Origin of the sequence: Paenibacillus sp. FSL K6-4396 (assembly GCF_038002525.1) — a bacterium.
GTDB classification, from domain to species: domain Bacteria; phylum Bacillota; class Bacilli; order Paenibacillales; family Paenibacillaceae; genus Paenibacillus; species Paenibacillus amylolyticus_B.
The window spans coordinates 3,485,076-3,507,983 of sequence record NZ_JBBOCR010000001.1; the positions used below are offsets into that span (position 1 = coordinate 3,485,076).

General features: G+C 44.5%; 19 protein-coding genes. 12 read left to right on the forward strand and 7 right to left on the reverse strand.

The window, feature by feature from the left end; genetic code table 11:
* The first annotated feature begins 51 nt into the window (after positions 1–51).
* From MHB85_RS15140 to cydC, 4 genes are read left to right on the forward strand one after another with little or no spacing between them, the layout of a single operon-like run.
* Positions 52–1,416, forward strand: coding sequence for a cytochrome ubiquinol oxidase subunit I (locus tag MHB85_RS15140; RefSeq protein WP_341073173.1), 1,365 nt, complete (start codon positions 52–54; stop codon positions 1,414–1,416).
* Entirely contained in the window at positions 1,416–2,429 is a 1,014-nt protein-coding gene (locus tag MHB85_RS15145; RefSeq protein WP_179198615.1) for a cytochrome d ubiquinol oxidase subunit II, read from the forward strand. The genes MHB85_RS15140 and MHB85_RS15145 overlap by 1 nt, the downstream gene beginning before the upstream one ends.
* A 14-nt stretch (positions 2,430–2,443) precedes the next feature.
* Positions 2,444–4,267: a thiol reductant ABC exporter subunit CydD gene (cydD, locus tag MHB85_RS15150; RefSeq protein WP_341073174.1), complete on the forward strand. Its 1,824-nt coding sequence runs from the start codon at positions 2,444–2,446 to the stop codon at positions 4,265–4,267.
* Positions 4,264–5,991, forward strand: a complete 1,728-nt coding sequence (gene cydC, locus MHB85_RS15155; RefSeq protein WP_091019057.1) for a thiol reductant ABC exporter subunit CydC — start codon at positions 4,264–4,266, stop codon at positions 5,989–5,991. The genes cydD and cydC overlap by 4 nt, the downstream gene beginning before the upstream one ends.
* 144 nt (positions 5,992–6,135) lie before the next feature.
* Here the strand turns inward: cydC and MHB85_RS15160 are convergent, their stop codons facing one another.
* Entirely contained in the window at positions 6,136–6,411 is a 276-nt protein-coding gene (locus tag MHB85_RS15160; RefSeq protein ID WP_047842994.1) for a hypothetical protein, read from the reverse strand.
* A 186-nt stretch (positions 6,412–6,597) separates the two neighbouring features.
* Here MHB85_RS15160 and MHB85_RS15165 point away from each other — a divergent pair, with 186 nt between their 5' ends.
* Both MHB85_RS15165 and MHB85_RS15170 read left to right on the forward strand, forming a co-directional pair.
* A complete protein-coding gene (locus tag MHB85_RS15165) occupies positions 6,598–8,214 on the forward strand; it encodes a helix-turn-helix domain-containing protein (protein WP_341073175.1) in 1,617 nt (538 codons plus the stop codon).
* Between the two features lie 28 nt (positions 8,215–8,242).
* Positions 8,243–9,988, forward strand: a complete 1,746-nt coding sequence (locus MHB85_RS15170) for a cache domain-containing sensor histidine kinase (protein WP_091019053.1) — start codon at positions 8,243–8,245, stop codon at positions 9,986–9,988.
* 105 nt (positions 9,989–10,093) lie between these two features.
* On the opposite strand, the gene MHB85_RS15175 is transcribed toward MHB85_RS15170, so the two are convergent.
* The 4 genes from MHB85_RS15175 to MHB85_RS15190 form a co-directional block, all read right to left on the reverse strand.
* Positions 10,094–10,984 carry a carbohydrate ABC transporter permease gene (locus MHB85_RS15175; RefSeq protein WP_091019051.1) on the reverse strand — a complete coding sequence of 297 codons (891 nt, stop codon included), beginning with the start codon at positions 10,982–10,984 and terminating at the stop codon, positions 10,094–10,096.
* 18 nt (positions 10,985–11,002) lie between these two features.
* Complete coding sequence (locus tag MHB85_RS15180) at positions 11,003–11,893, reverse strand: ABC transporter permease (protein ID WP_091019049.1); 891 nt, start codon at positions 11,891–11,893, stop codon at positions 11,003–11,005.
* 89 nt (positions 11,894–11,982) lie between these two features.
* Positions 11,983–13,584 (reverse strand): extracellular solute-binding protein, encoded by a 1,602-nt coding sequence (locus tag MHB85_RS15185; protein ID WP_091019047.1) that lies wholly within the window; start codon positions 13,582–13,584, stop codon positions 11,983–11,985.
* A 186-nt stretch (positions 13,585–13,770) separates the two neighbouring features.
* Positions 13,771–14,781: an alpha/beta fold hydrolase gene (locus MHB85_RS15190; protein WP_192131571.1), complete on the reverse strand. Its 1,011-nt coding sequence runs from the start codon at positions 14,779–14,781 to the stop codon at positions 13,771–13,773.
* A 123-nt stretch (positions 14,782–14,904) separates the two neighbouring features.
* Between MHB85_RS15190 and MHB85_RS15195 the strand changes: the two genes are divergently transcribed.
* Entirely contained in the window at positions 14,905–15,789 is an 885-nt protein-coding gene (locus MHB85_RS15195) for a LysR family transcriptional regulator (protein ID WP_105598760.1), read from the forward strand.
* A 66-nt stretch (positions 15,790–15,855) separates the two neighbouring features.
* Positions 15,856–16,320, forward strand: coding sequence for an NUDIX domain-containing protein (locus MHB85_RS15200; RefSeq protein WP_244660874.1), 465 nt, complete (start codon positions 15,856–15,858; stop codon positions 16,318–16,320).
* Positions 16,321–16,517: 197 nt separating this feature from the next.
* Here the strand turns inward: MHB85_RS15200 and MHB85_RS15205 are convergent, their stop codons facing one another.
* Positions 16,518–16,865: a winged helix-turn-helix transcriptional regulator gene (locus MHB85_RS15205; RefSeq protein WP_091019040.1), complete on the reverse strand. Its 348-nt coding sequence runs from the start codon at positions 16,863–16,865 to the stop codon at positions 16,518–16,520.
* A gap of 134 nt (positions 16,866–16,999) precedes the next feature.
* Between MHB85_RS15205 and MHB85_RS15210 the strand changes: the two genes are divergently transcribed.
* Both MHB85_RS15210 and MHB85_RS15215 read left to right on the forward strand, forming a co-directional pair.
* Positions 17,000–17,914, forward strand: a complete 915-nt coding sequence (locus MHB85_RS15210) for a DsbA family protein (protein ID WP_192131566.1) — start codon at positions 17,000–17,002, stop codon at positions 17,912–17,914.
* Between the two features lie 131 nt (positions 17,915–18,045).
* Positions 18,046–18,618 (forward strand): hypothetical protein, encoded by a 573-nt coding sequence (locus MHB85_RS15215; protein WP_091019036.1) that lies wholly within the window; start codon positions 18,046–18,048, stop codon positions 18,616–18,618.
* Between the two features lie 416 nt (positions 18,619–19,034).
* Here MHB85_RS15215 and arfA read toward each other — a convergent pair whose 3' ends face one another.
* Positions 19,035–20,543 carry an arabinosylfuranosidase ArfA gene (arfA, locus tag MHB85_RS15220; protein WP_091019034.1) on the reverse strand — a complete coding sequence of 503 codons (1,509 nt, stop codon included), beginning with the start codon at positions 20,541–20,543 and terminating at the stop codon, positions 19,035–19,037.
* A gap of 207 nt (positions 20,544–20,750) precedes the next feature.
* Between arfA and MHB85_RS15225 the strand changes: the two genes are divergently transcribed.
* Together MHB85_RS15225 and licT are read left to right on the forward strand one after the other, a co-directional pair.
* Positions 20,751–21,683 (forward strand): ArsR/SmtB family transcription factor, encoded by a 933-nt coding sequence (locus MHB85_RS15225; RefSeq protein WP_105598762.1) that lies wholly within the window; start codon positions 20,751–20,753, stop codon positions 21,681–21,683.
* 232 nt (positions 21,684–21,915) lie between these two features.
* A complete protein-coding gene (gene licT, locus MHB85_RS15230) occupies positions 21,916–22,764 on the forward strand; it encodes a BglG family transcription antiterminator LicT (RefSeq protein WP_105598763.1) in 849 nt (282 codons plus the stop codon).
* The last annotated feature ends 144 nt before the right edge of the window (positions 22,765–22,908 follow it).

Here is a 22,908-nt window from a genome sequence, read left to right on the forward strand (position 1 = left end):
ATATTGAATGTTTCTAAATTGAACAGAGTTTGAAAGGAGGCAACACAAAGAATGGCTATTGATACGGTGTTATGGAGCAGGCTGGTGACAGGTTTGACGCTCGGGTTCCACGTGATTTTTGCAACGCTTGGTGTCGGTGTACCTTTGATGATTGCTATTGCAGAGTTCATCGGCATTCGGAAGAAGGATCACCATTACATACTTATGGCAAAAAGGTGGTCCAGAGGCTTTGTCATTTCTGTGGCGGTGGGTGTCGTGACAGGTACCGCGATATCACTGCAGTTGGCCTTGGTATGGCCGAATTTTATGAAACTGGCCGGAAATGTCATTGCACTGCCACTATTTATGGAAGTATTCGCGTTCTTTTTTGAAGCCATCTTCCTGGGAATTTACTTGTATACGTGGGATCGTTTCAAAAATCCGTATATCCACTGGTTGCTGACCATCCCAGTTGTCGTCGGGGCAGGCATGTCTGCTGTTTTTATTACAACAGTGAACGGATTCATGAACCAGCCTGAAGGCTTTGTCATGGAAGCAGGTCAATTCTTGGCAGTGAATCCTGTACAAGCGATGCTGAATACGGCGACGTTCTCCAAACTATTTCATGTATTAAGCTCGGCTTATCTGACAGGAGCTGCTCTGTTAGCGGGAATTGCAGCTTTTGCGATGTTGAGAAAAGGGGTGTCTGCCTACCACAAAAAAGGCCTGAACCTCATGATGGCCGTTGTTCTGGTATTCAGTTTATTAAATTCCTTAGCTGGGGATGTATCTGCCAAGTTTTTGGCTGAACATCAGCCGGAGAAGCTCGCAGCTGCCGAGTGGCATTTCGAGACGGAAAGCGGCGCAGATCTTATTTTATTAGGATGGCTGAATGCTGAACATGAAATCATAGGCGCACTTCATTTGCCGAAAGTGCTTAGCTTTCTTGCCTTTGGAGACTTTAATGCCGAGGTAACCGGGCTGAATGAATTTCCATCTGATGAGCATCCACCCTTACTTGTGCATTATTTGTTTGATCTAATGGCTGGAATAGGTTTCGCTCTACTCGCTATATCCAGTCTGTACTTCCTGTTTGTGTTCTGGAAGAAACGAAATCAGTTTAACAAGTGGATGCTTCGTATGGTTGCGCTCAGTGCACCGCTCGCTTTTCTGGCCGTTGAGATGGGTTGGTTCTATGCAGAGATCGGTCGGCAGCCATGGATCATTCGAGGTTATATGCGAGTGGAAGAGGCCGCTACTTCTTCACCGAGTGTAAGAATTTTGTTTTTCGTCTTCTTGCTTCTATACATCGTGCTTGGCGTCATCTGTGTTCTCGTATTGAGACGTCTGTTCAATAATAATCCCGCTGAGCTTGAGATGGAGAAATGGTTGAAAGAGAAGCATGATCAATCAGCCAAGAAAGGGGATCAGGCCTGATGAGTTATGAATTGATTGGTATATCCGTACTCTGGCTGTTCTTGTACGGCTATCTTATTGTAGCTTCCATTGATTTTGGAGCAGGTTTCTTCGCCTTTTATGCACGCCTGACAAAGCAGGATCACCTGATTAATCGTCTGATCTCCCGTTATCTATCACCGGTCTGGGAGATCACCAATGTATTTTTTGTCTTTTTCTATATTGGCATCGTTGGATTCTTTCCGGATACTGCTTACTATTATGGCTCCGCGCTGCTTGTACCGGGAAGTATAGCCGTCATTTTGCTTGCCATTCGTGGGTCATTCTACGCCTTTGAGAATTATGGTTCCAAAAATAACATCGTATATCTGTTTTTATACGGAGCTACCGGGTTGCTTATTCCAGCGTCATTGTCAGTGGCACTGACCCTGTCTGAAGGTGGCTTTATTTTGAAACAGGGAGATACCGTTTCCCTGGATTACTGGGCACTATTTACGAATCCATTATCGTGGAGCATCGTTGGTCTAGCCATCGTGTCGGTATTGTTCATTAGCGGGTCATTTCTGACATTTTATGCATCTCGGGCAGAGGATCATTCGGCATTGAAGCTCATGCGGAACTATGCTTTGTTCTGGAGTACACCGACCATTATTCTCGCGCTGACTGCATTTATATATTTGGGTCAACACAATGAGCGTCATTTTCAAAACATGATGGATTTATGGTGGCTGCTGGCGCTATCCGTTGCATTTTTCATGATTGCCATGTGGCTGTTATATAACGGTCGTCGTTACGGATTAGCTTTTATATGTATCATGCTGCAATTTTTCACAGCCTTTTTCGCTTACGGCATTGGGCAGTATCCTTATATTCTTGATCCATTCATCACGATTCAGAGCAGTGCCACACCGCCAGCAATGGGTTTTGCGCTAGTGGTTGTGTTTATCGGTGGGCTGTGCCTGTTAATTCCTTCTCTGATCCTGGTCTTCAAACTGTTCCTGTTTGATGCAGATTATGTCAAAGGGAAAAAATAAAGGAGGAGCGTTCAATGAAAAGGAGAGGCAAATCCAATCTGATCTCGCAGCAAATGTCTTTACAACGAAAAAACAGACTTCTCCTTGCGATCATTTCGCTGGCCCTTGGTGTAGCTATTATAAGCCAGGCCACCTTGGTGGCTGAAGCAGTCCAGCGAATCTTTGTAGAGAAAGTTTCCTTTTCATCAGTGATGCTGTTGCTTGTCCTATTACTGGTTGTTATGGCTGTACGCTCACTGTTGTCGTATGGTAATGGGAAAGTGGGCTTGCATATGGCAGCACGCGCCAAGACAAATATGCGAGCATCTGTGTTGCAGAACCTGACCCGCGCTTCCATGCCTTCAACCCTGAGTGGACAGACGGGAGGAAAGGTCAGTGTTGCTTTGGATGCTGTGGATGAGGCCGACAGTTATTTCAGTCAGTACATGCCGCGTATGATGGAAGCTGCGATGATCCCGATTCTGATTCTCGTCGTTACGTTTACGCAGCACGCCAATACAGGCTGGATTATGCTATTTACGGCACCGTTTATCCCGCTGTTCATGATCTTGGTCGGGCTCAAGACAAAGAACAAATCCGAGGAGAAGTACGCGCAACTGGCTGAGTTTTCCGGTACGTTTCTGGATTCTCTTCAAGGGCTGGTTACGTTGAAAATATTCGGGCGGGCTAAACGTCAGCAGCAGGAAATTGAACGCAGCAGTCTGGGGTATCGTGATGCCACCATGGGCATTTTGAAGATTGCATTTACAAATACGTTTATGCTGGAATCGATCGTGATGTTAAGCATTGGTATTGTTGCGCTTGAACTGGCTATTCAGTTACTGGTTTTCAAATCGATGAGCTTCCACACGGCCTTTCTCGTGTTGTTACTCGTCCCTGAGTTTTACAGTCTGTTGAAGAATACGGGAACGGCTTTTCACAGCGGGCGAACCAGTATGGGGGCGATTCGCAAGGTCGAACAGATGCTTGAGGAAACAAGTATCAAGAGCACACAAACGGAGCCTGAAGAAGGATCGGATCAAAGCGAATTAACCGATGTCGATACAATTGCAAGGACGGAAGAGATCCGTACAGCTCGTGCCGAATTGATTCCAATGCCACCAACCATTGAACTGAACGATGTCCGATTCCAGTACGCACCGAATTCCTTTGGACTTGAGACAGGACAGATCTTGATTGGACCGGGAGAACAGATTGCTATTGTAGGCAAAAGTGGCTCAGGTAAAACCACGCTGCTTCATCTCATGGCCGGTTTACTGAAACCAGATTCGGGAGCGATTCTGGTTAACGGAAGTGAGCTTTCACACCATGATGAGGCTGCATGGTTCAAACGAGTTAGTTATATTACACAGCACCCGTATATTTTTGCAGGTACATTTGCCGAAAACATCGCGATTGGGGCGGGTCGTAACGTCTCCAGAGCCGAAATTGAACGAGCGGCAGAGGAAGCAGGACTTGCTGGCGTTGTTGCACAATTGGAGCAGGGATTGAACACGTTTGTTGGTGAAGGTGGCCGGGGGCTGTCTGGCGGGGAAAAGCAAAGACTTGCTTTGGCACGTGCTTTTCTGAAGCGACCAGCTGTTATTTTGTTCGATGAACCCACCGTAGGACTGGATTTGCACACCGAGCGGGTACTGCAACAATCCATTGCGGCATTAGCCAAAACGGCAACGATGATTACGGTGGCACACCGTTTATATACGATTCAACATGCGGACAACATTTTGTTTATGGACAATGGGGTATTGGTGGATTCAGGACATCATGAAGCACTTCTGGCGCGCCTGCCTCAATATGCGGAGATGGTGGATGTACAACGGAAAGGAGGGTTAGCATGAATGAGCTGACGATTCTGTCAAAAGCGATGATTCAGGAGCGCAAGGATATCTTGCTTTCGATATTGGGCGGATTTATCGCCGGCATAGCAGGGGTAGCTCTCTTTTCCGCGAGTGGGTATATGATATCGCAAACGGTATTTGCGCCACCGCTGTACACCTTAATTGTACTCACTTCCATGGTCAAACTGCTCGGTTTCCTTCGAGCGGCAAGCCGCTACGGAGAACGTTTGTATTCCCACAGGGCGACATTCTCCATGCTGAGCCGCTTGAGGACGTCCTTTTTTGCCAAACTGATCCCGGTAACGCCAGGTATATTGAATAAAAACCGAAGCGGAGATCTGCTTGCTAGGATCGTGGGTGATGTGGAAAGCTTGCAAAATTACTTTTTGCGGGTCGCGTATCCACCCATCATGGTCGTTATGGTGTTTTTGGCTACCATGCTGTTCACTTCGGCCTTTTCGATCTGGATTGCGTGTTTGTTAGTCCTAGGTATGCTGATAACGGCTTTTGTCGTACCAGGTGTTGTCTTGATAGGTCAGCGAAAAATACACGGCCGTGTCCGCCAGCAACGGGCCTTGCTGTCCACGGAAGTAACCGAAGTGTTGTATGGTTTCCGGGATTTGAAAGTATACGGCCAATTGGAACAGCGTGAGCAACAGCTTCAGCAGGCTTCCGCTGCTTTGGCAACGGAACAGAAGCAAGCCGCTTCGCACCTGTTGCGCGGGCAATCCATGCACGTTTTTGTGACATATCTCGTTACATGGGGAGTGCTAGCACTCAGCGCCTTCTTAATTGTGAATGGAGCGTTTGCCGGTGTGTTTCTCGCCATGCTGATCCTGGCCACGCAGACCGTGTTCGAAGAAGCTGCGGCAATGGCTATATTACCTCTATACAAGCAGGACAGTGAACACGCCGCTCAGCGATTGGCGGAAACGGTGCCAACCTCCGATGTGCAACCTGTACAGCCAAGCGGTGAAGTGTCAGCCGATCAGGCGGTTTCGATTGAACTATCCGGTGTTAGCTTTCAATACGATGGGGAATGGAGACCGGCGCTGAAGGAACTTTCCCTGCAACTTGCAGCAGGCTCCAAAACAGCGATTGTCGGGCCGAGCGGGTCAGGTAAGTCAACGATTATCGATTTGTTACTCAAGCTGCGTGCACCAACATCTGGCGATATACGATTAAACGATGTTCCGGTGCAGGAACTGAATGAAGAGAGCATATGGAAAAGGGCAAATGTTGTGTTGCAGCAAAGTCATTTCTTCCGGGGAACCATCCGGGACAACCTGTTGCTGAATGGAGAAGAACATTCGGATGAACAACTGTCGGTTATGCTGGATAAAGTGCAACTGCCCAATAAATCATTGACCGACATGGTATATGAAAAGGGAGAGAACCTGTCGGATGGCGAGAAGCAGAGGCTGGCTTTGGCACGAGCCATGCTGCGCAAAGGACGGTTATGGCTTTTGGACGAGCCAACGTCCTCACTGGATTACGTCACAGAGAAACATGTGCTCCAGCATCTTCTTGCACAAGCTGCTGAAGATACACTTCTCCTGATCTGCCATCGGCTTACGGGATTGGAAGAGATGGATCGGATTGTGGTCATGGAGCAAGGCAAGATTGTGGAATCGGGTTCTTTCTCCGAGCTGATGGAGCAAAAAGGTTATTTTTATGAAATGAAACAAATTGAACGACAAATGATCGGAGACGTCGGGACGTGAAAGGAATTTCAGTCTACTCAAGGTGTCGATAGTACTTTCATAAAAGACTACAGAACGTTACTGATGTTATCATCAATTAGTCGTTCTTTAGTCTTTTTGTCTATCTATTGAGAAGACTCGTTAAGCAGCGATGTTAATTTACCTTTACATCACAGCAGATGATTCAGCCGTTTTATTTTTCTTCGCAAGCGGCTTTTTCCTCAGTGTCCTATCATACAGATATGGCTTTCCGTGATATTCACGTGCATGCTTTTGTTTCTGCTTTTTATGTATATCAACCTTGATCTCCAGATTGGCAACGTTATTCTGGAATTCAGAAGCAACTCGTTTGCACCATTTCAATCCACTTTCTTCAGATGCACTGAAATGAACGCGTAATAGATATCCGTTCACCGTTAATTCAAACTTGTATAAATTCATGATATGTATCCTTTCCAGGCGGGTATGTTATGTTACACCAAATACGATAATCTGATTATAACAGGAACGTATGTTCTGTAAAAGTGTTATTTATGATACCCGCAATGCAATAAGGTTCGCTAGACATCTTTGCGACAGTTCATTTAATGGTAAAATATCTAAAAATGGTTCATGTTGGGGGATATCATGTATAAACTGATGATCGTAGATGATGAATTGCTCATGCGGGTTGGAATTCGTTCCATGCTGAATTGGGAAGAGTATAATTTCTATGTTGTTGGTGAGGCGGGAAATGGAAAAGAGGCATTAAGCCTTGCGCTTGAAGTGATGCCTGATCTGATTATTACAGATATTAAGATGCCTATTATGGATGGGCTACAGCTTATACAAGAGGCCTCCTGCGTACTGAAAACCTGTAAGTATGTCATCCTGAGTAATTTTGACGAATTTCATTATGTAAAAGAGGCACTAAAACTTGGCGCTTCAGATTACTTGATTAAAAGTGAGATTACAGAAACTGCCCTTATTGACCTCCTGAGCACTGTTGGACAGAAACTGCAAAGTGAACATGTTCACCCAACCAACACACCCTCTATAACACAGGACTATTCCAAGAGCCTAAGATATCTAAAGGATAGTTTCTTCCAAGATATTGTAAGCGGATTCACTAGTGAGGAAGATATTGTCACCAAAGCGGAAGAACTGCATTTTCGTATACGTTCGGACCAGTTGGTTGTCATGAAGTTCATCGTGAATTATTACGAGGATGCAAAGCGGAAATATGTAGAGAAGGGGGAGAAGCTGCTACGATTTTCGATTCTTAATATTATGGAAGAGATTATTCCTTCGAAATGGGAGAAAGAGATTTTTGTTGAAAGTTCCTCAGAATATTGGGTGATCGTTAATGTACTTCCTGAGAGCCAATCTGTACACGCCGACTTGAATAAACTATGTAATAAATTGCTGTCTTCGATCAAGGATTTTATGAATCTATCGCTCACGGCTGGGGTAAGTAGAATGACTTCCGGTTTCCTTCACATCAGGAAGGCCTGCCAAGAGGCAGAAATGGCTCTACAACAGGGTTTCTTCACAGGAAGCAACCAGGTGTTGTATTACGATGATATGGTTCAATCCCCAGATCGACATGAAGTTAAGGGAGCTTTAAGTCCGCAACAAGAACGAGATTTGTTGAAGTTGTGGGTAAGCAAAGACAACAAAAAGGCGGAAGAGTTCCTTGAAGGAATCCGATCCAATCTCGAACAGCTGCGAGCAGATGAGAATAGCATTCGCAAGCAATATATCATGGTAATGGAAACGATACATTCCCATCTATCCCGAGCTACGGAAAGAGGTGCACCTTCTTTAACAGAGAAATCACCCTATGAAATCGTTCTAAAGGGGGAGTATTGGGAGGATATCCACCAGGATATGCTTGCTCATATTTCATATTACTTCCAAACCGATTCCCAAATCAAACAGGAGAGCACTTACACCGATCTCGCCACTGAATTGATCGACAAGTATTATGCGGAAGATATCTCACTGCAAAGTATCGCTAGCCAAATCAGTGTGAATCCGTCGTATCTCAGCCGTGTGTTCAAACAGGAACGAGGAGAGAACTTTATTACGTACTTGACCCGAGTTCGAATTGAACATGCGAAGGCGTATCTATTGAGCAGAGGAATGAGAGTGTATGAAATCGCAGAAAAGGTGGGCTACCATAATTACACGTACTTCAGTAAGATTTTCAAAAAATCGGTAGGTGTCACTCCTGAGGAATATCGAGAATTACAGCAGGGATGAATGTAATCGGTGAATAGAGGTGCAGCATATGAAGCATGTTCGACCCTTCCGGATCAAGTACAAAATTATGGTGATCTGTATGACGGTCATTATCCTTCCAGTGTTGGTGATGACAATCAATTCGTATTACTCCTCAGAGCGTTTATTGGCACAGAACTATACAACGCTGCTAAACGATCTGGCCAAACAAACGAATATTCGCATTGACGAGTTCCTCAAGGAGATTGAGAAAATTTCGCTGCTAGCCAGCAATGGGCTTAGTGACAATCTGTCTGCGACTCATGAAGGGAGTTTTCCGATCCAGGATTTCCTGCGAGAGGGTGATGAACAACATGAGATCGCCGCATACAACATTCTGATGAATTATATCATGATGAAAGATCGCGTATTCTCCATCTACCTCTACAATATGAACGGGGGTCAAGACCTTTTTGTCAGTCCACATCAACCCATTGATCCAAACTTCAAAGTATCGAACGAATTATGGTTTAAAAAGTTCATGCATGATGATGATCGAACCATTACTCTCACAACACGAATCGACGAGCAATTGGAGAATAAAATACTGGCAGTGTCACACGCTCGCAAAATTCATGATGTGACTAGTGGAAAACTGCTTGGCGTGATTGTTGTCAGCATTGATATCAAATTCATTGAAATCGTCAACCGCAACTTGCAGGAAGGGCTGCGCTCCAGATTCATGATCGTTGATGAGGATGACAAGATCGTATATAACGTGAACGAACGATTAATCGGGACACTGTTCCGGGACAACGTTCGTCCGCCTGAATCACTAAATGTCGTGGTGACCAGTCCCCTTAGTCAGCAAAAATGGACAACTTATTTATATATGCCTTTGGATGAGCTGACTGCTGATGGCAAAATATTGGGACGTAATCTGGTGACGCTTGCCATAGTCATTGTTCTTTTTGCTGCCGTCATATCCATCTTTTTATCTCATGTGATCACAACTCCCATTAAAAAACTGCTACGGAATATCGCTCTAGTCGAGAAAGGTCAGTTTGAACAAGTTGAACCTATTGGCTCCAGAGATGAGATTGGACATTTATCCATTCGATTTAACAGAATGTCGCATGAATTGAAGCGGTTGGTCGAACGGATGCAGCAGGAAGAAATAGAGAAAGCCAAGGCCGAGATGCGTGCGCTCCATGACCAAATCAAGCCTCATTTTCTGTATAACACCCTTGGGTCGGTGAAATGGATTGCCTCGATGCAGCAGGCTGATAAAATTGTGGAAATGACCGATGCCTTAATCTCGATGCTCCGCTATGCAACAAAATCCGATGGAACTCTCGTAACCATTCGTGAGGAACTCGATAATATAACGAATTATGTAACGATCCAGAATGTCAGGTACTATGATTGTATTCAGATGAGATATGAAATTGAGGATAGAGTGTTGGATTATCGGATGCCCAAAATGATCCTGCAGCCCATTGTGGAGAATGCAATTTTTCATGGCCTGGCCGAGTTAGAGGAAGACGGAATCATCACCATTCGGATTCAACTGCGGGTGGATGAAGTTGTCATTGAAATCTGCGATAATGGTGTCGGTATGGATCATCATACGATGCAGAATCTATTGGAAGAAAAGTCCAGTGCAAGTACGGGAACCAATGGGATTGGATTGCATAATGTGCAGCGGCGAATTCAACTTCATTTTGGGAAACCTTATGGTATACAGGTGGAGAGTAAAATAGGTGAAGGTACCATTTTCTCCATTCTGCTGCCTGCCATCATAGAAGCCAAATAGTCATTGATGCTTTCATTTATGCATCTCATAATGCGATACAGCGTTCATAAACATAAGTTTAGATATAAACAAAGGGCTCGCAGTATGAACTGCAAGCCCTTTTGTTCACCCTTTGACGCTACCTAACACCAAACCTTTGGTGAAATATTTCTGTAAAAACGGATACACGAGTAAAATCGGAATGGCACCCAAGAACATCTGAGCGGCGCGCCCCGTTCTGGCGTTCATCATGGACAACAGCTGCGTATAATCTGAACCAGATTTCAGCATGATTTGCTCAAAACTTTGCAGGAGGGTCTGGAGGTAACTTTGTAATGGATAATTGGCTGGATTGTTCATATAGATAATGCCATCGAACCACGAATTCCAGTGGGCAACGATACTGAACAAACCAACCGTAGCGAGAGCGGGCTTGAGAAGTGGGAGTAGAATACGTAGCAATACCTGTACAGGCCCAGCACCATCGATAATGGCTGATTCTTCAATCTCCTCGGGCAGCCCCCGAATGAAATTCATGAGGATAATCATACTGAATACGGGGAGGGCGCCAGGCAGGATCAGAGACCAGATGGAATCGATCAGTCCCATTTTGACGACCACGAGATAGGTTGGAATTAGTCCTCCACTAAATAACATGGTTACGATGAAAAATCCCATATAGATGTTACGCCCCATCAATTTTTGTTTGGATTTGGAGAGGGGATAAGCCGTGAGTACGATCAGAACCAGATTCACTAACGTTCCGATAACGGTTCGTTGAATGGCTACCCAGAGAGAGGAGAAAAATGATCCTCCAGTTAATGCAAACTCATAGGCTTTTGTCGTAAATTCAACAGGCCAGAACGTAACACTGCCTGCAGATACAGCCGCGCTGCTGCTGAATGAAACAGCCAGCAGGTTGATAAACGGCAGGATACATAGGAGAGAGATTAGGAGCAATATGGTGTAGTTTATAATAAGAAATACACGCCTGCTCATACTTTTATCATAGATCATAATGTAAGTTCCTCCTTCTTAGAAGATACGATAGCCAGCCACCCTGTAAGCCAGGATGTATGATACAGCAACGAGAACACTGGAAATGATGGATTTGAATAACCCGACAGCGGTACCAATCGAATACTGTGCCTGTTGGATTCCTAAACGGTAGACATAGGTATCAATAATATCACCGGTCTGATAGACAACAGGGGAGTAGAGATTATAGATCTGGTCAAAGCCAGCATTGAGTACGTTACCAAGCGATAATACGGTCATTAAAACAATGGTTGGCATGAGAAGAGGTAACGTAATGTAGATGGTTTGTTTCCACCGTTTCGCTCCGTCGATCACCGCGGCTTCGTAAAGTCCCGGATCAATACTGGTCAGGGCTGCCAAATAAACAACCGTGCCAAACCCGAAACCTTTCCATATGTCACTCACAATCATCGTCCAAGGAAAAATAGAAGGTGTGCCAAGAAAGGAGATTGGTGCAATCCCAAATACACTTAGAAATGTATTGATAATGCCGTCGGAGCTAAGGATATCCAGCATGATGCCGGCCATAATGACCCAAGAGAGGAAGTTCGGAATGTAGACTAGTGTTTGAAATGTACGTTTGATTCCACTGTGTAGTACCTCGTTGAGCAGTAATGCGAAAATTACGGGCACGATTATACCACCGATAATTTTAAAGACAGACATGTATAATGTATTCCAGATCGTTCTTACAAAGTTCGGCTGATTAAATATGTGGGTAAAGTTATCCCATCCTACCCATGGCGAGTTGAAGCCGAGGCCCGGATTGTACTTCTGAAACGCAATAATAAGTCCGTAGAATGGGATGTAACTAAAGATGAAGACCAAGACCAGGCTTGGTATCAACATGAGATGGTAAGCTCGCTGTTGCTTCCATTTTCTCAGCATTCGTATTCCTCCGTTCTTGGCGCGATAAAATTGTAACCGCTGCCAAGAAGAGACGAGAACATTCCCATCCCTTCTTGGTAACAGACTTTTTATTTTCCGTATGCCTCATTGACGGCCTGGGTTGCGTCATCACCTCCGGCTGCTCGCCAGTTCTGGACAATTACATCGAAATAATCGATACTTTCGCTACCCATAATGATCTTGGTGAAGCCCTCCGTCAGGATATCATCCAAGGTTGTTCCATAGCTTGACAGGATCTCTGGTGTAACACCCCATAAGGCTGTCTTCGTATAGTTTTCGCTGTCGAGTACTTTTTTGGCAAGTCCATACGCATTTTTGGGAGCCCCTTGTTGCAAATAATCACCAACTGCTCCTGGGGTGGCGTTCTCCATGAATTCAACACTGTTATTATATTTTTGCCACATACCCGAAGTCGTAAGTCCACTGGTATCCTTGGATTGAAGGGCAGCGGAGACCGCCTCAAATTGCTCGTAATCGGAATTCGGATTAAGTACACGGAACGCTCCAACAACATGGGCAATATCGTTATCCAGCAAAGCAGATAGCGTTTCTGTCGATTCCTTGCCATTGCCCTCATCCACGATATAAGCATAGTCGTTCAAAATCTGGATCACTTTCTCGGGGTTCTTGAATCCCTTCTTCATGACAATATAATTGTTGTTGGCGAAAAAGATGGATTGTTTGGCTTCCTTCCCATCGACGGTAGGAATGATATAAGGATAGAAGATAGCGTCTTTACCCAAGTTGGATACCGTATCGACACCTGGATTATAACCCCACCATTGGTAATAAGGCTGCATGCCCACTTTGCCGGCGACAATGTCCGCGTTCATCGCATTAAAGTCTTTGATTGCAAATTCTGGATCAATGATGCCTCGCTTGTACCATTCTGACCACTCAGCCAGCGCATCTTTCATCTCAGGCTGCACGGAGCCGTACACGAGTTTTCCAGTGCTATCCTCCATCCACATATCCGGATGCGCATTCCATGCAATGGCCAGAAGGTTGAGGTAATCCAACGATTGGTCTACCGCTATACCATAACCACCGTGCTTTTCCATGAATTTTAGTGCAATATTCTTGATGTCTTCCACAGATTTCGGATCTTGGACACCCAATTCTTCTTTCCAGTCGTTCCGGATCCAGATGAAGTCTGGTTGTTCAATTAATCCCCAGTGCATCTGTGGTATTCCGTACAGCTTACCGTCCTTCTTTCCAGACTCGTAACTGTCCGCATCTGCTTCCATGTAACCTTTGAGGCGATCTGAAGCGTGTTGATCAAAGACCTCTGAAAGGTCCATGACCATATCTGCTTCGACTAACTGTCTCAGTTGTGATGGATTAACTCTGAATACGTCAGGAAGATCGTTCGATGCGATAGCCAAATTGAGTTTTGTATCGTACTCATCGCTGACCCAGTCTGTTTTGACATCAATATTAAACTTCTCTTTGTATCGCTTAATCCATACATTGTTGGTGATATCATCGCCCTTTGGATATTTTGCAGAAGAGTATTCTGATGTTACGGTATGAATGGTTGTCGTTCCAGCCTCGTTGGAATCCGTGTCCGTCGTTGAACCTTTATCAGCACCGCTTCCATTGCTACAGGCTGCGAGTAATAAGGTTGACATGCACACAGACAAGACTAGAGCTTTCGTTTTCTTGTTCATTTCTTTTCCCCCTTATCAGTCGTATTTCAATAGCGCTTTCTTGAAAATATTCTAAACGAGAAAGGGGGAATGTGATATAAAGGTTATTGACGAGAACCGATATCTTTTTTTACTTTTGAGTTGTAGCGGAGAAAAGATAAATGAGCTTTGTGCACTTTTTTTACTTTGTGCTCCTTCTTTTTTTACTCATGCCTCCAAAAATTGCTTTAGATGACGATCGATAACGAGTGAATCCTCTTCGTTTGCTCCGATTCCAAAGCAGTGTCCCCACTTGGACTGTATAGGTTGATACACAGCGTTTGGCATATGTTGAACATCATACGCACTGTCTTCTGGCGTGAAAAACAAGTCACTTGATCCTGGCATAACGAGTGCAGGAGAGGTGATCTTGCTTAACGCCTGTTCGAAGTTGCCGTCATCTATGGGATTATCGCTAATGTCTCCATATATTCCTGTACGTAGCATGGTAATCAAATCGTTAGCATCGAAGGGAAGAAATACTTGATCCCAGTAATCTTCTACATAAGATTGCAAGGAGTCGTAACCCTCAGATTGATACAATTTCTCCAAATAGTACGCCTGCGAAAACCCCCATGGAGCATACGCTCTTCCCATCGCTGCGAGACCGGCAACCGGAGGGCGTTCATATCTACCATTTTTATAATTCGAATCTGCCTGTAACGCCGCGATCATTGCTTCGAATACCAACTGTGTATGGGGTCTGCTCTTTGCCGTTCCGCCAAAGGGGGCAATACGCTCGACCATCTCAGGATAACTGGTTCCCCATTGATAAACCTGCACGGCTCCCAGAGACCAGCCCACAACAAGTTTGATTTTGGAGATCCCGAATTTTTGAGTGATGAGTTGATGCTGGGCATGCACATTGTCATACATGGAGATGAGAGGAAAGTTGTTCTTATCATATGGGGCAGGGGTATTACTTGGAGAAGACGATAACCCGTTACCCAACATATTGGGCACCACGATAAAATAACGACTGGGGTCCAGTGCTTTGTCCGTTCCAATTAACCATTCATTATCTGTGTGAATTCCAGCAAACCATGTTGGGACAACAATAACATTGTCCTTTGCCGCATTTAAGTTTCCATAGGTCTTGTAAGCGATAAAGGCTTGAGGGAGCTGTTGTCCCGATTGAAGTAATGTATCTCCAAGGTTATATGTTTCATAATCGTTCATAGATTGATTCTCCTTATACAATAGTAATAACTTGATTTCACTCTACAATACGTCTATTATCAATTCAACGAAACGTTATCGAAAATATCATTCATTTATTTTGAACTAGGAGGTGCCTGACTCATGGAAATACGCCAGCTAAAAACCTTTTGGACACTTGCATCGACCTGCAGCTTTAGTCAAACTGCTGAATTATTGAGCTATGTACCGTCTACCATAACCATGCAAATCAAATCGCTGGAAGAAGAGCTCGGTGTGAAATTGCTGGATCGACTAGGAAAAAAGGTCGTGTTAACGGATGCTGGTCAACAGTTTCTGCCGTACGCCACTAAGATATTAAACGATGTAGAGGAAGCAAAGTGCATATCCAGTCAGCACGGAGAATTGGCGGGGACGGTTGTGATCGGAGCAGACGAAGTGCTGTGTGCATATCTTCTTCCAGCCTTGTTCAAACGCTTCCGAGCGGACTATCCTGGTGTGCGGTTATTGTTCCGCCCCTTGTCTGGGCAAGAGCTTAAATCGAGTCTGAGAGAAGGGCATACCGATGTCGTTTTTGTATTGGATGAGCCCGTTGGTGCCAAAGATCTTCATTCAGAGTTTTTAAAGGATGAGACCTTTCAAATGGTGGTTTCTCCCGATCATATGTTAGCATCGCGTTCCGCGTTAGTTATCGATGACTTCCACAAGCAGCATTTTTTGCTGACCGAAAAGAACTGTTCGTATCGCACTCATTTTGACCAATCCATAACGAAGAAAGGTGCAGATGCTCTGACAGAGCTGGAGTTTCATAGTGTAGAAGCCATTAAACAATGTGTTGTGGCTGGTCTGGGGATCGCTTTATTACCTGAGATGGCGTTGAAGAAAGAGTTGAGCGAAGGGGAAGTGGTTGCTCTGCCGTGGGATTTATCAGATGTATCCTTTTCTGCGCAAATGCTCTGGCATCGGGAAAAATGGATCTCTCCGTCCATGGCTGCTTTCATGGAGGTCGCCAAGAGTGAGTTGATTTGATTGTTCAGAATTTGTTTAGATGTATGTGTTAAAATATTCTTCACAGACATATATGGGGGATTAGCAATGGAGAGAAAGATTAGAAATTCTGCAAAAGCATTGATCATTAAAGACGGGAGAATGCTTGCAATGAAGCAGGATGATCATGATGAAGTGATCTATATCCTGCCTGGTGGGAGCCAGAATGCAGGTGAAACGCTGACCGATGCTGTGAAGCGTGAAGTTGCGGAAGAAATCGGAATAGATGTAGAACCGTTATCACTGGAATTTGTCATTGAGGGTGTATACGGTGAAGCTCTTCATCGTGTAGATTTTGTTTTTTTATGCGAGTACATAGGTTTGGTGGACCAAGATAGTTCTATTCTGCCAAGTGACGAAAACCAGGTGGAATATGTGTGGCTCGAAATTAAAAATATAAACGAACTACCTTTATTTCCTTCAAAATTACGAAAGCAGATCATTAGATTGGTTGAGGGAGAAAAAACGGTTATGTATTTAGGAAATGAGGAAGATGACGACCTGAATAGTTAGATGTGTCTAACACATCGAAGCCGAGAATGAATATGAAGTGATGCATAAAAACAAGCGGAAGTCTTTTATTTATATAAGGAAAGGCTATTTCAAAGGACGTGATGGTCCAGTGAAATAGCCTTTTTGCCGTTGAACAAAGGTGTACAGGGCGATTAGAAAATGAACATCTATGCTGAGGTGTTACAGTAGGCCAAATGTTATTTTTCTTGTTCCTTCACGCCTGCTGTCATATTTTTCTGACCCCAGATTACCATGGATTCAATTAATGGAACCAATTCCTTGCCTGATTCTGTGAGCGAATACTCCACTCTCGGTGGCACCTCGTTATATTGCTCCCGATGCACGATGCCGGAATGAATCAAATCCTTCAAACAGTTCGTTAGCATCGTTCCGGTAATGCCGGGCAGTCTTCTTTTTAATTCATTGTAACGTATACAGTCATTTTCACTAAGGATTGCCAGGATCGGAAGATTCCACTTGCCTCCAATGACCTGAAATGCATAAGTCGCTGGACATAACTGATCGAAATTAAACTCGTATTTCACTTGATACCCTCCAATAGTATACTTTTTGATACTAAGTCAGAAAAAGAATCGTACTTGTTCAAAAGATTGTAAACATTATAATCAAACTAATACGAGAAAATCAATTCATAAGACAATATAAAGGCGGGATTAACGTGAGTAACGAATCAATGATGTGTGATCTGGAAACAGGCGTATGTGGTGTGAATGAGGAAGAGGCGATGCAAGAAATCAATCTGAATCACGTTGAGAAACGGATAACTCTTTATTACGCAACAGATCCGATCTGCTCTCACTGCTGGGCGCTTGAGCCTGTGCTTCATCGGTTTATTGAGGAATACGGTCATTATTTTACGCTGCAAATTAAAATGGGTGGGCTACTGGCTAACTGGAATGGTTTCTCGGATGGCGCTAACGGGATTCAGAAACCTTCGGACGTTGCAGCGCATTGGAAGGAAGTGGGTGAACATTCACGCATGCCCATCGACGGTTCCTTATGGCATGATAATCCAATACTTTCTTCTTATCCGCCATCTCGCATATTTAAAGTCATTCAGAGTACACATCCTGGTAAAGAACATGAGTTTTTAAGACGTGCACGTGAAGCCGTGTTTGCATTCAATCGAAATATTGGAGAAGATGATGTGCTGACGGATATCGTCAATCAACTGGGCCTGAATGGAAAAGAAGTGGTTGAGGCGGCTGCACAGCAATCGGCACAAGATTTATTAGAGGAAGACTTTGAGCGTGTTGCTAGTTTGGGAGTTAGAGGTTTCCCATCCATTATCATTGTAAATGAAGAGAACCAAGGGATGAAAATTGTCGGAGCACGTTCTCTTGAAACATATGTGCAAGCACTTCAGCAGGTACTTGGTGGTGATCTGAAACCAAAACAGATAACCTCGTTGGAGCAGAAAATCAATGAGGGACACCTTCTTTTCTCTAGAGAACTGGAGGTCATGTACAATATCGAAAAGAGTGATGTTGAATCTTATGTGGAATCTGAATTGGCAGAGCACACATATCGTAAGGGACATATTTTGAATGAGATGTATATTGAGCATATCTGAGGGAAAACAAGAAATCTGTAATTGCACGGCGGAACCTTCCTGCTTTCGGCACACGGATGTGTTATTCGCACAGGCAAGTCGTCCACCCATTGCGTAGACTGAAGTAGATCAAGTCAAGTGAGGTGAATTCCATGGCTAAAACCAGTGAAATACACGTCCGGGTGAAACGGCTCAAGGATCGCCCAGTCTGCGTGACTCTTCATAATGGCGAGACGTACGTCGGGTACATCTCTGGCGTTAACAGCGAAGGCGTAGTGCTTACCGGGGGCGGAAAGCTTACTCAGGCCGCAATCACAGCACCCTCATCTGAAGGCAGTGCTCGCAAAACCAAACCTAAAGCAGGGGCTACGAGAAAAACAGCATCCTCTCGAAACCGTAAACGGGTGAACAGCACACGTAAGTCTCAAGTACGATCCCGGTCGATGTCTCGCTCAACGTCTAGGCAAGCCCAGGTATCATCTTTCATGCCTATGTTAGGCTCATTGTTAGGTGGCTTTGGCGGTGCAGGCTCGATTGGAGGTATGTTAGGCGGGGGTATGCGGTTGTTTGGCATGATCCAGCGGTTTACACCTGTGGTCAAAATGGGGTATGGCATGATTAAGCAGATTCAGCCATTTATGGGGGCAGTTCAAGGGCTGATGACTCCAGCAAGCCAAGCAGCTCAGGCTGAAACTGAAGGTGAAGAGGAAGCACAACAAGGATAATACTTGAAATGAAAATCGTTCTTCTCAGCTAGATGCTTAACTGCAAGCTGCTCTCCGGACGAAAAACGGAGGGTGGCTTATTTTCTTATGCTGTATATGAGGTTCAAACCAGCTCAATATAGCATGCTTGCTCAGCGCTAACGAACCTCAGAAACCTTATTCGGGTCAATATCAAGCCATTAAAATCCGCCCGAATCGGGTTAAATAAGACTCCCTGTGTTCGTTAAATTCCTTCGTTGCGAGGAATAAAAACTGAGATTTCCAATACGCGTCTAACATCTAACTTTGATACCATGTAGTTCGGCCGACTACCCTCATACAGCAAAAAACACCGCGCGCAGGGAGCTGCACGCGGTGCGAAAAACAATGCTGATGTTGAAGAGTAGGAGAAAATTCTATCCCACTCTTATTATTTATTATGCCTGTTTGGTTTTCAGGCGAATCACGTTCCATGACGCTTTGTTCAACACAGCTTGAACTTTACCTTGATCCACGGTTGTATGTCCACCATTGTGTGGAAGGACGTTGCGTGGATTTTCTTTGGTATTGGTAGCCTTCAGGTCATCGTTTTCCAGTACGATGTGCTCCACAAATGTGGTTTCTCCAAAAGAACGAAGATCCACATTCAGTTCCAACTTCTCATCCAGATGTCTGTTCACCGCGAAGATCGTGATCGTGCCGTTTTCTTCATCATGCACACTGATCGCTTCGAGATAAGGTACATCTGTAAAGTCTTTGGAATCATATTTAGGTGAAGTTGTGATGGACCGTAACACCGTACCGCGTCCGAAGTTGGATGCATGCATGAACGGGAAATAGGTCGTCTGGAACCAGATCGCTCCGTTATTCTCGGTCATGATTGGTGCAATGGTGTTAATCAACTGAGCAAGGCAAGCCATTTTTACACGATCGGCGTGCTTGAGTATGGTAATCAGGTAACAGCCCACAGCAAGTGCATCTTCATGTGTATACACATCTTCAAACTCTGGAGGCGCAATCTGCCACCGTTCTTCCATACGGCTCGTGCCGATGGATTTCCAGACATTCCATTCATCCAGAGACAGCATTAATTTCTTTTTGCTGCGTTTCTTGGCTTGTACAAAATCACAGATTGAAGCCACACTATCAATAAATTGATCCAGATCCAGCGATGTCGCCAGGAAGTCATATGTGTTGTCTTTGTTATTGTTGTAATACTGATGCAGGGACAAGTAGTCCACATTTTCGTAGGTGAGATCCAGCACGGTTGCTTCCCAATCTGCAAATGTACTCATGTCACGGCTGGAACTGCCGCAAGCCACAAGCTCAATTTCCGGATCAACCCATTTCATCGCTTTAGCGGTCTCATTGGCAATACGGCCATATTCATATGCAGTCATTGCACCAATCTGCCAAGGGCCGTCCATTTCGTTGCCTAAACACCAGGTTTTGAATTTATGCGGGTCCTTGTAACCGTGAGAGATACGCAGATCACTCCAGTATGTGCCAGATGGGTGGTTGCAGTATTCAATCAGGTTTCTAGCCGCATCAATGCCGCGAGTACCCAGATTTACAGCCATCATCACTTCGGTTCCAACCAGTTTGGCCCAATCTGCAAATTCGTTTGTTCCTACCGCATTCGTTTCAATCGTCCACCAAGCGAGTTCAAGTCTGCGTTTACGCTCCGCTACCGGACCAACACCGTCCTCCCAATTGTAACCGGATACGAAATTGCCGCCCGGATAACGAACAATTGGCACATTCAAAGCTTTAATCGCTTCAATGGCATCCTGACGGAAACCTTGAGCATCTGCCGTAGGATGACCTGGATCATAAATACCGCCGTATACGGCCCGTCCCAGATGCTCTATAAATGAACCATAGACACGCGGATCAACTTCGGCAATCTGAAAGTCTTTATCGATAAGCATTTTGGATGTAAGCATGGTAAGTACCTCCATTGAATGAATTCATATTTTTGAAAGAATTAACGTGATATTGAATTCGCTTAAAAGCAAAATCAAATCATTGATTTGTTATCTAATATGTATCATAATGCTTATATATTGAGCAAGTTCATTTTAATGAGTTCGTAAAATAGCGAATCCTGAAATTGAAATAGATCGATTTTACTCAAAAAGGAAGTGAACATCATGATGCTTGGGACAGATGCAGCTTCATTACTAATTTACGAGGCACTGGCAAGTGAAGCCCGTTTAAACATTGTGCGCCTGCTGCTACAAAACAGGGAAATGCATATCAATGCGCTTGCCCAAGAGCTTTTTCTGAGCAAAGCTATTGTAAGTACACATGTAAGCAAGCTGCAAAAAGCCGGAATTGTCGGTAGCCGAATGAAACGGGAGAACGGCGGAACCTATAAGTACTGTTTTATCGTACGAGAGTTCATGACTATTAACCTGTCACCAGAGCCTGTTGACGCTCCTTACCATGAAATATCCATACCGGTAGGTCAATATACAGATTATGAAGCATGGCCAACCTGCGGGATTGCGACAACTACGCAGATGATTGGACAGTACGACACACCAGCCTGCTTTATGGACCCGGATCGGGTGAACGCTGGAATCCTTTGGATGGCAGCAGGTTTTCTTGAATATAAGATTCCCAATTATCTGTACAATGATCAGCATCTTCGAGAGATTGAAATTTCCCTTGAACTAAGCTCGGAAGCGCCAAAGGTGAACGAAAACTGGCCGTCAGATATTCGCTTTACCCTTAATGGCAATGACCTCGGTACTTGGACAAGCCCTGGTGATTTCGGGGATCGGAAAGGTAAACATACGCCACTATGGTGGAAGCTGGATGTCAACCAGTATGGTGTATTGAAAATGCTGCGTATTAACGGGGAAGGCACGTTTATTGATGGTCAGCGCATCTCGGACGTGCGGGTTCAAGACCTGGATCTGGGTGTATCCACCTATTGGACCTTTGGATTGAAGCCGGAAGAGGGCGCAGCTGGCCGAGGCGGACTCACCCTGTTTGGCAAAGGTTTTGGCAACTATGATCAGGATATTCTGATTCGATACTATTATGATGCTCAGGAAAATAAGACTACAGATGAATAGCTTATGCGTTTTGATAACAATTTATAGAGAGAAAGTTCCACGATGAACCACATGCAGAACAATTCCAGAGTAATGGTATTGATAACGATTACATAGCTGATATAAGATACAGCTATATAAGGAGTGTCACTGATTCGATCAGGCACCACCAAAGTCTGGATTCCACAAGTTTGTTTATTACTTGTGAATTGGACATTGGTGGTGCTTTTTGCATACTGGGGGTGATTGCATCATGAGGTTTAAAAAATCGTTAAATAACAACATCGCACTGGCGGAAGACGCCGAAGGCTGTGAAGTCATTGTCATCGGAACGGGTGTTGGCTTCAAAAAAGTAAAAGGACAGCCAATTGAGCAGAGCCAGATCCAGAAAATGTTCCGAATTGGCTCGAATGATAAATATCAGCGAGTTGAGCAATTTCTCAGTGATATCCCTCTGCAAGTCATCGACATTACGGATCAGATTATTGAAGAAGGCAAGACAATGATTGGAAAAAAGCTGAATGACTCGATCCTGTTAACACTTGCGGACCATATTCATTTTGCGCTGGATCGTTTCAAAAAAGGCGTGGATGTGCAAAATCCGCTTCATTGGGACATTCGCCATCTATATCCTGCTGAATACCGTGCCGGAGAATGGGCAGTTCAAAAAATCAATGATGCTTTTCTAGTCTCACTGCCATCTGGTGAATCAAGCTCTATTGCCCTTCATTTCGTGAACTCACAATTCGACTCGGGCAGTATGAACCAAACGATTAAAATTACACAGATGATTAACGACATTTTAGGTATCATGACTGAACATTTTGGAATGGCACTGAATCAGGAATCTGCTGATTTTTCCAGGTTCATCACCCATCTGAGATACTTCATTGTTCGTCAGTTGAACCGTGAAGTGCTCTCGTTCAAAGATCAACAATTTCTATATGATGTATTGTCGGAGCGGTATCCTGTCAGTTTCCAATGCGCACTCAAAATAAAGGAGGCGATGGAGCAGCAACGCGGATTTGTGATTACTCCCGATGAGATGGTATATCTCATGATCCACATCGAGAGAGTGACATCCCGTACCGATACGGATTGATCTCCATACAACCTGTTTGAAGTTATACCATCATCAAAATGAATTGAATATGGAGTGTTACTGATTCGATCAGGCACCACCAAATGTTTCCGACTCCGCATCTGCGGCGGGCCGGTATTACATTTGGTTTTTTTTTTTCGCCAA

Bases quoted from the DNA above. Each gene is read 5' to 3' on its own strand.
- MHB85_RS15140 (WP_341073173.1), top strand. From the start codon at position 52: ATGGCTATTGATACGGTGTTATGGAGCAGGCTGGTGACAGGTTTGACG.
- MHB85_RS15145 (WP_179198615.1), top strand. From the start codon at position 1,416: ATGAGTTATGAATTGATTGGTATATCCGTACTCTGGCTGTTCTTGTAC.
- cydD (WP_341073174.1), top strand. From the start codon at position 2,444: ATGAAAAGGAGAGGCAAATCCAATCTGATCTCGCAGCAAATGTCTTTA.
- cydC (WP_091019057.1), top strand. From the start codon at position 4,264: ATGAATGAGCTGACGATTCTGTCAAAAGCGATGATTCAGGAGCGCAAG.
- MHB85_RS15160 (WP_047842994.1), bottom strand. From the start codon at position 6,411: ATGAATTTATACAAGTTTGAATTAACGGTGAACGGATATCTATTACGC.
- MHB85_RS15165 (WP_341073175.1), top strand. From the start codon at position 6,598: ATGTATAAACTGATGATCGTAGATGATGAATTGCTCATGCGGGTTGGA.
- MHB85_RS15170 (WP_091019053.1), top strand. From the start codon at position 8,243: ATGAAGCATGTTCGACCCTTCCGGATCAAGTACAAAATTATGGTGATC.
- MHB85_RS15175 (WP_091019051.1), bottom strand. From the start codon at position 10,984: ATGATCTATGATAAAAGTATGAGCAGGCGTGTATTTCTTATTATAAAC.
- MHB85_RS15180 (WP_091019049.1), bottom strand. From the start codon at position 11,893: ATGCTGAGAAAATGGAAGCAACAGCGAGCTTACCATCTCATGTTGATA.
- MHB85_RS15185 (WP_091019047.1), bottom strand. From the start codon at position 13,584: ATGAACAAGAAAACGAAAGCTCTAGTCTTGTCTGTGTGCATGTCAACC.
- MHB85_RS15190 (WP_192131571.1), bottom strand. From the start codon at position 14,781: ATGAACGATTATGAAACATATAACCTTGGAGATACATTACTTCAATCG.
- MHB85_RS15195 (WP_105598760.1), top strand. From the start codon at position 14,905: ATGGAAATACGCCAGCTAAAAACCTTTTGGACACTTGCATCGACCTGC.
- MHB85_RS15200 (WP_244660874.1), top strand. From the start codon at position 15,856: ATGGAGAGAAAGATTAGAAATTCTGCAAAAGCATTGATCATTAAAGAC.
- MHB85_RS15215 (WP_091019036.1), top strand. From the start codon at position 18,046: ATGGCTAAAACCAGTGAAATACACGTCCGGGTGAAACGGCTCAAGGAT.
- arfA (WP_091019034.1), bottom strand. From the start codon at position 20,543: ATGCTTACATCCAAAATGCTTATCGATAAAGACTTTCAGATTGCCGAA.
- MHB85_RS15225 (WP_105598762.1), top strand. From the start codon at position 20,751: ATGATGCTTGGGACAGATGCAGCTTCATTACTAATTTACGAGGCACTG.
- licT (WP_105598763.1), top strand. From the start codon at position 21,916: ATGAGGTTTAAAAAATCGTTAAATAACAACATCGCACTGGCGGAAGAC.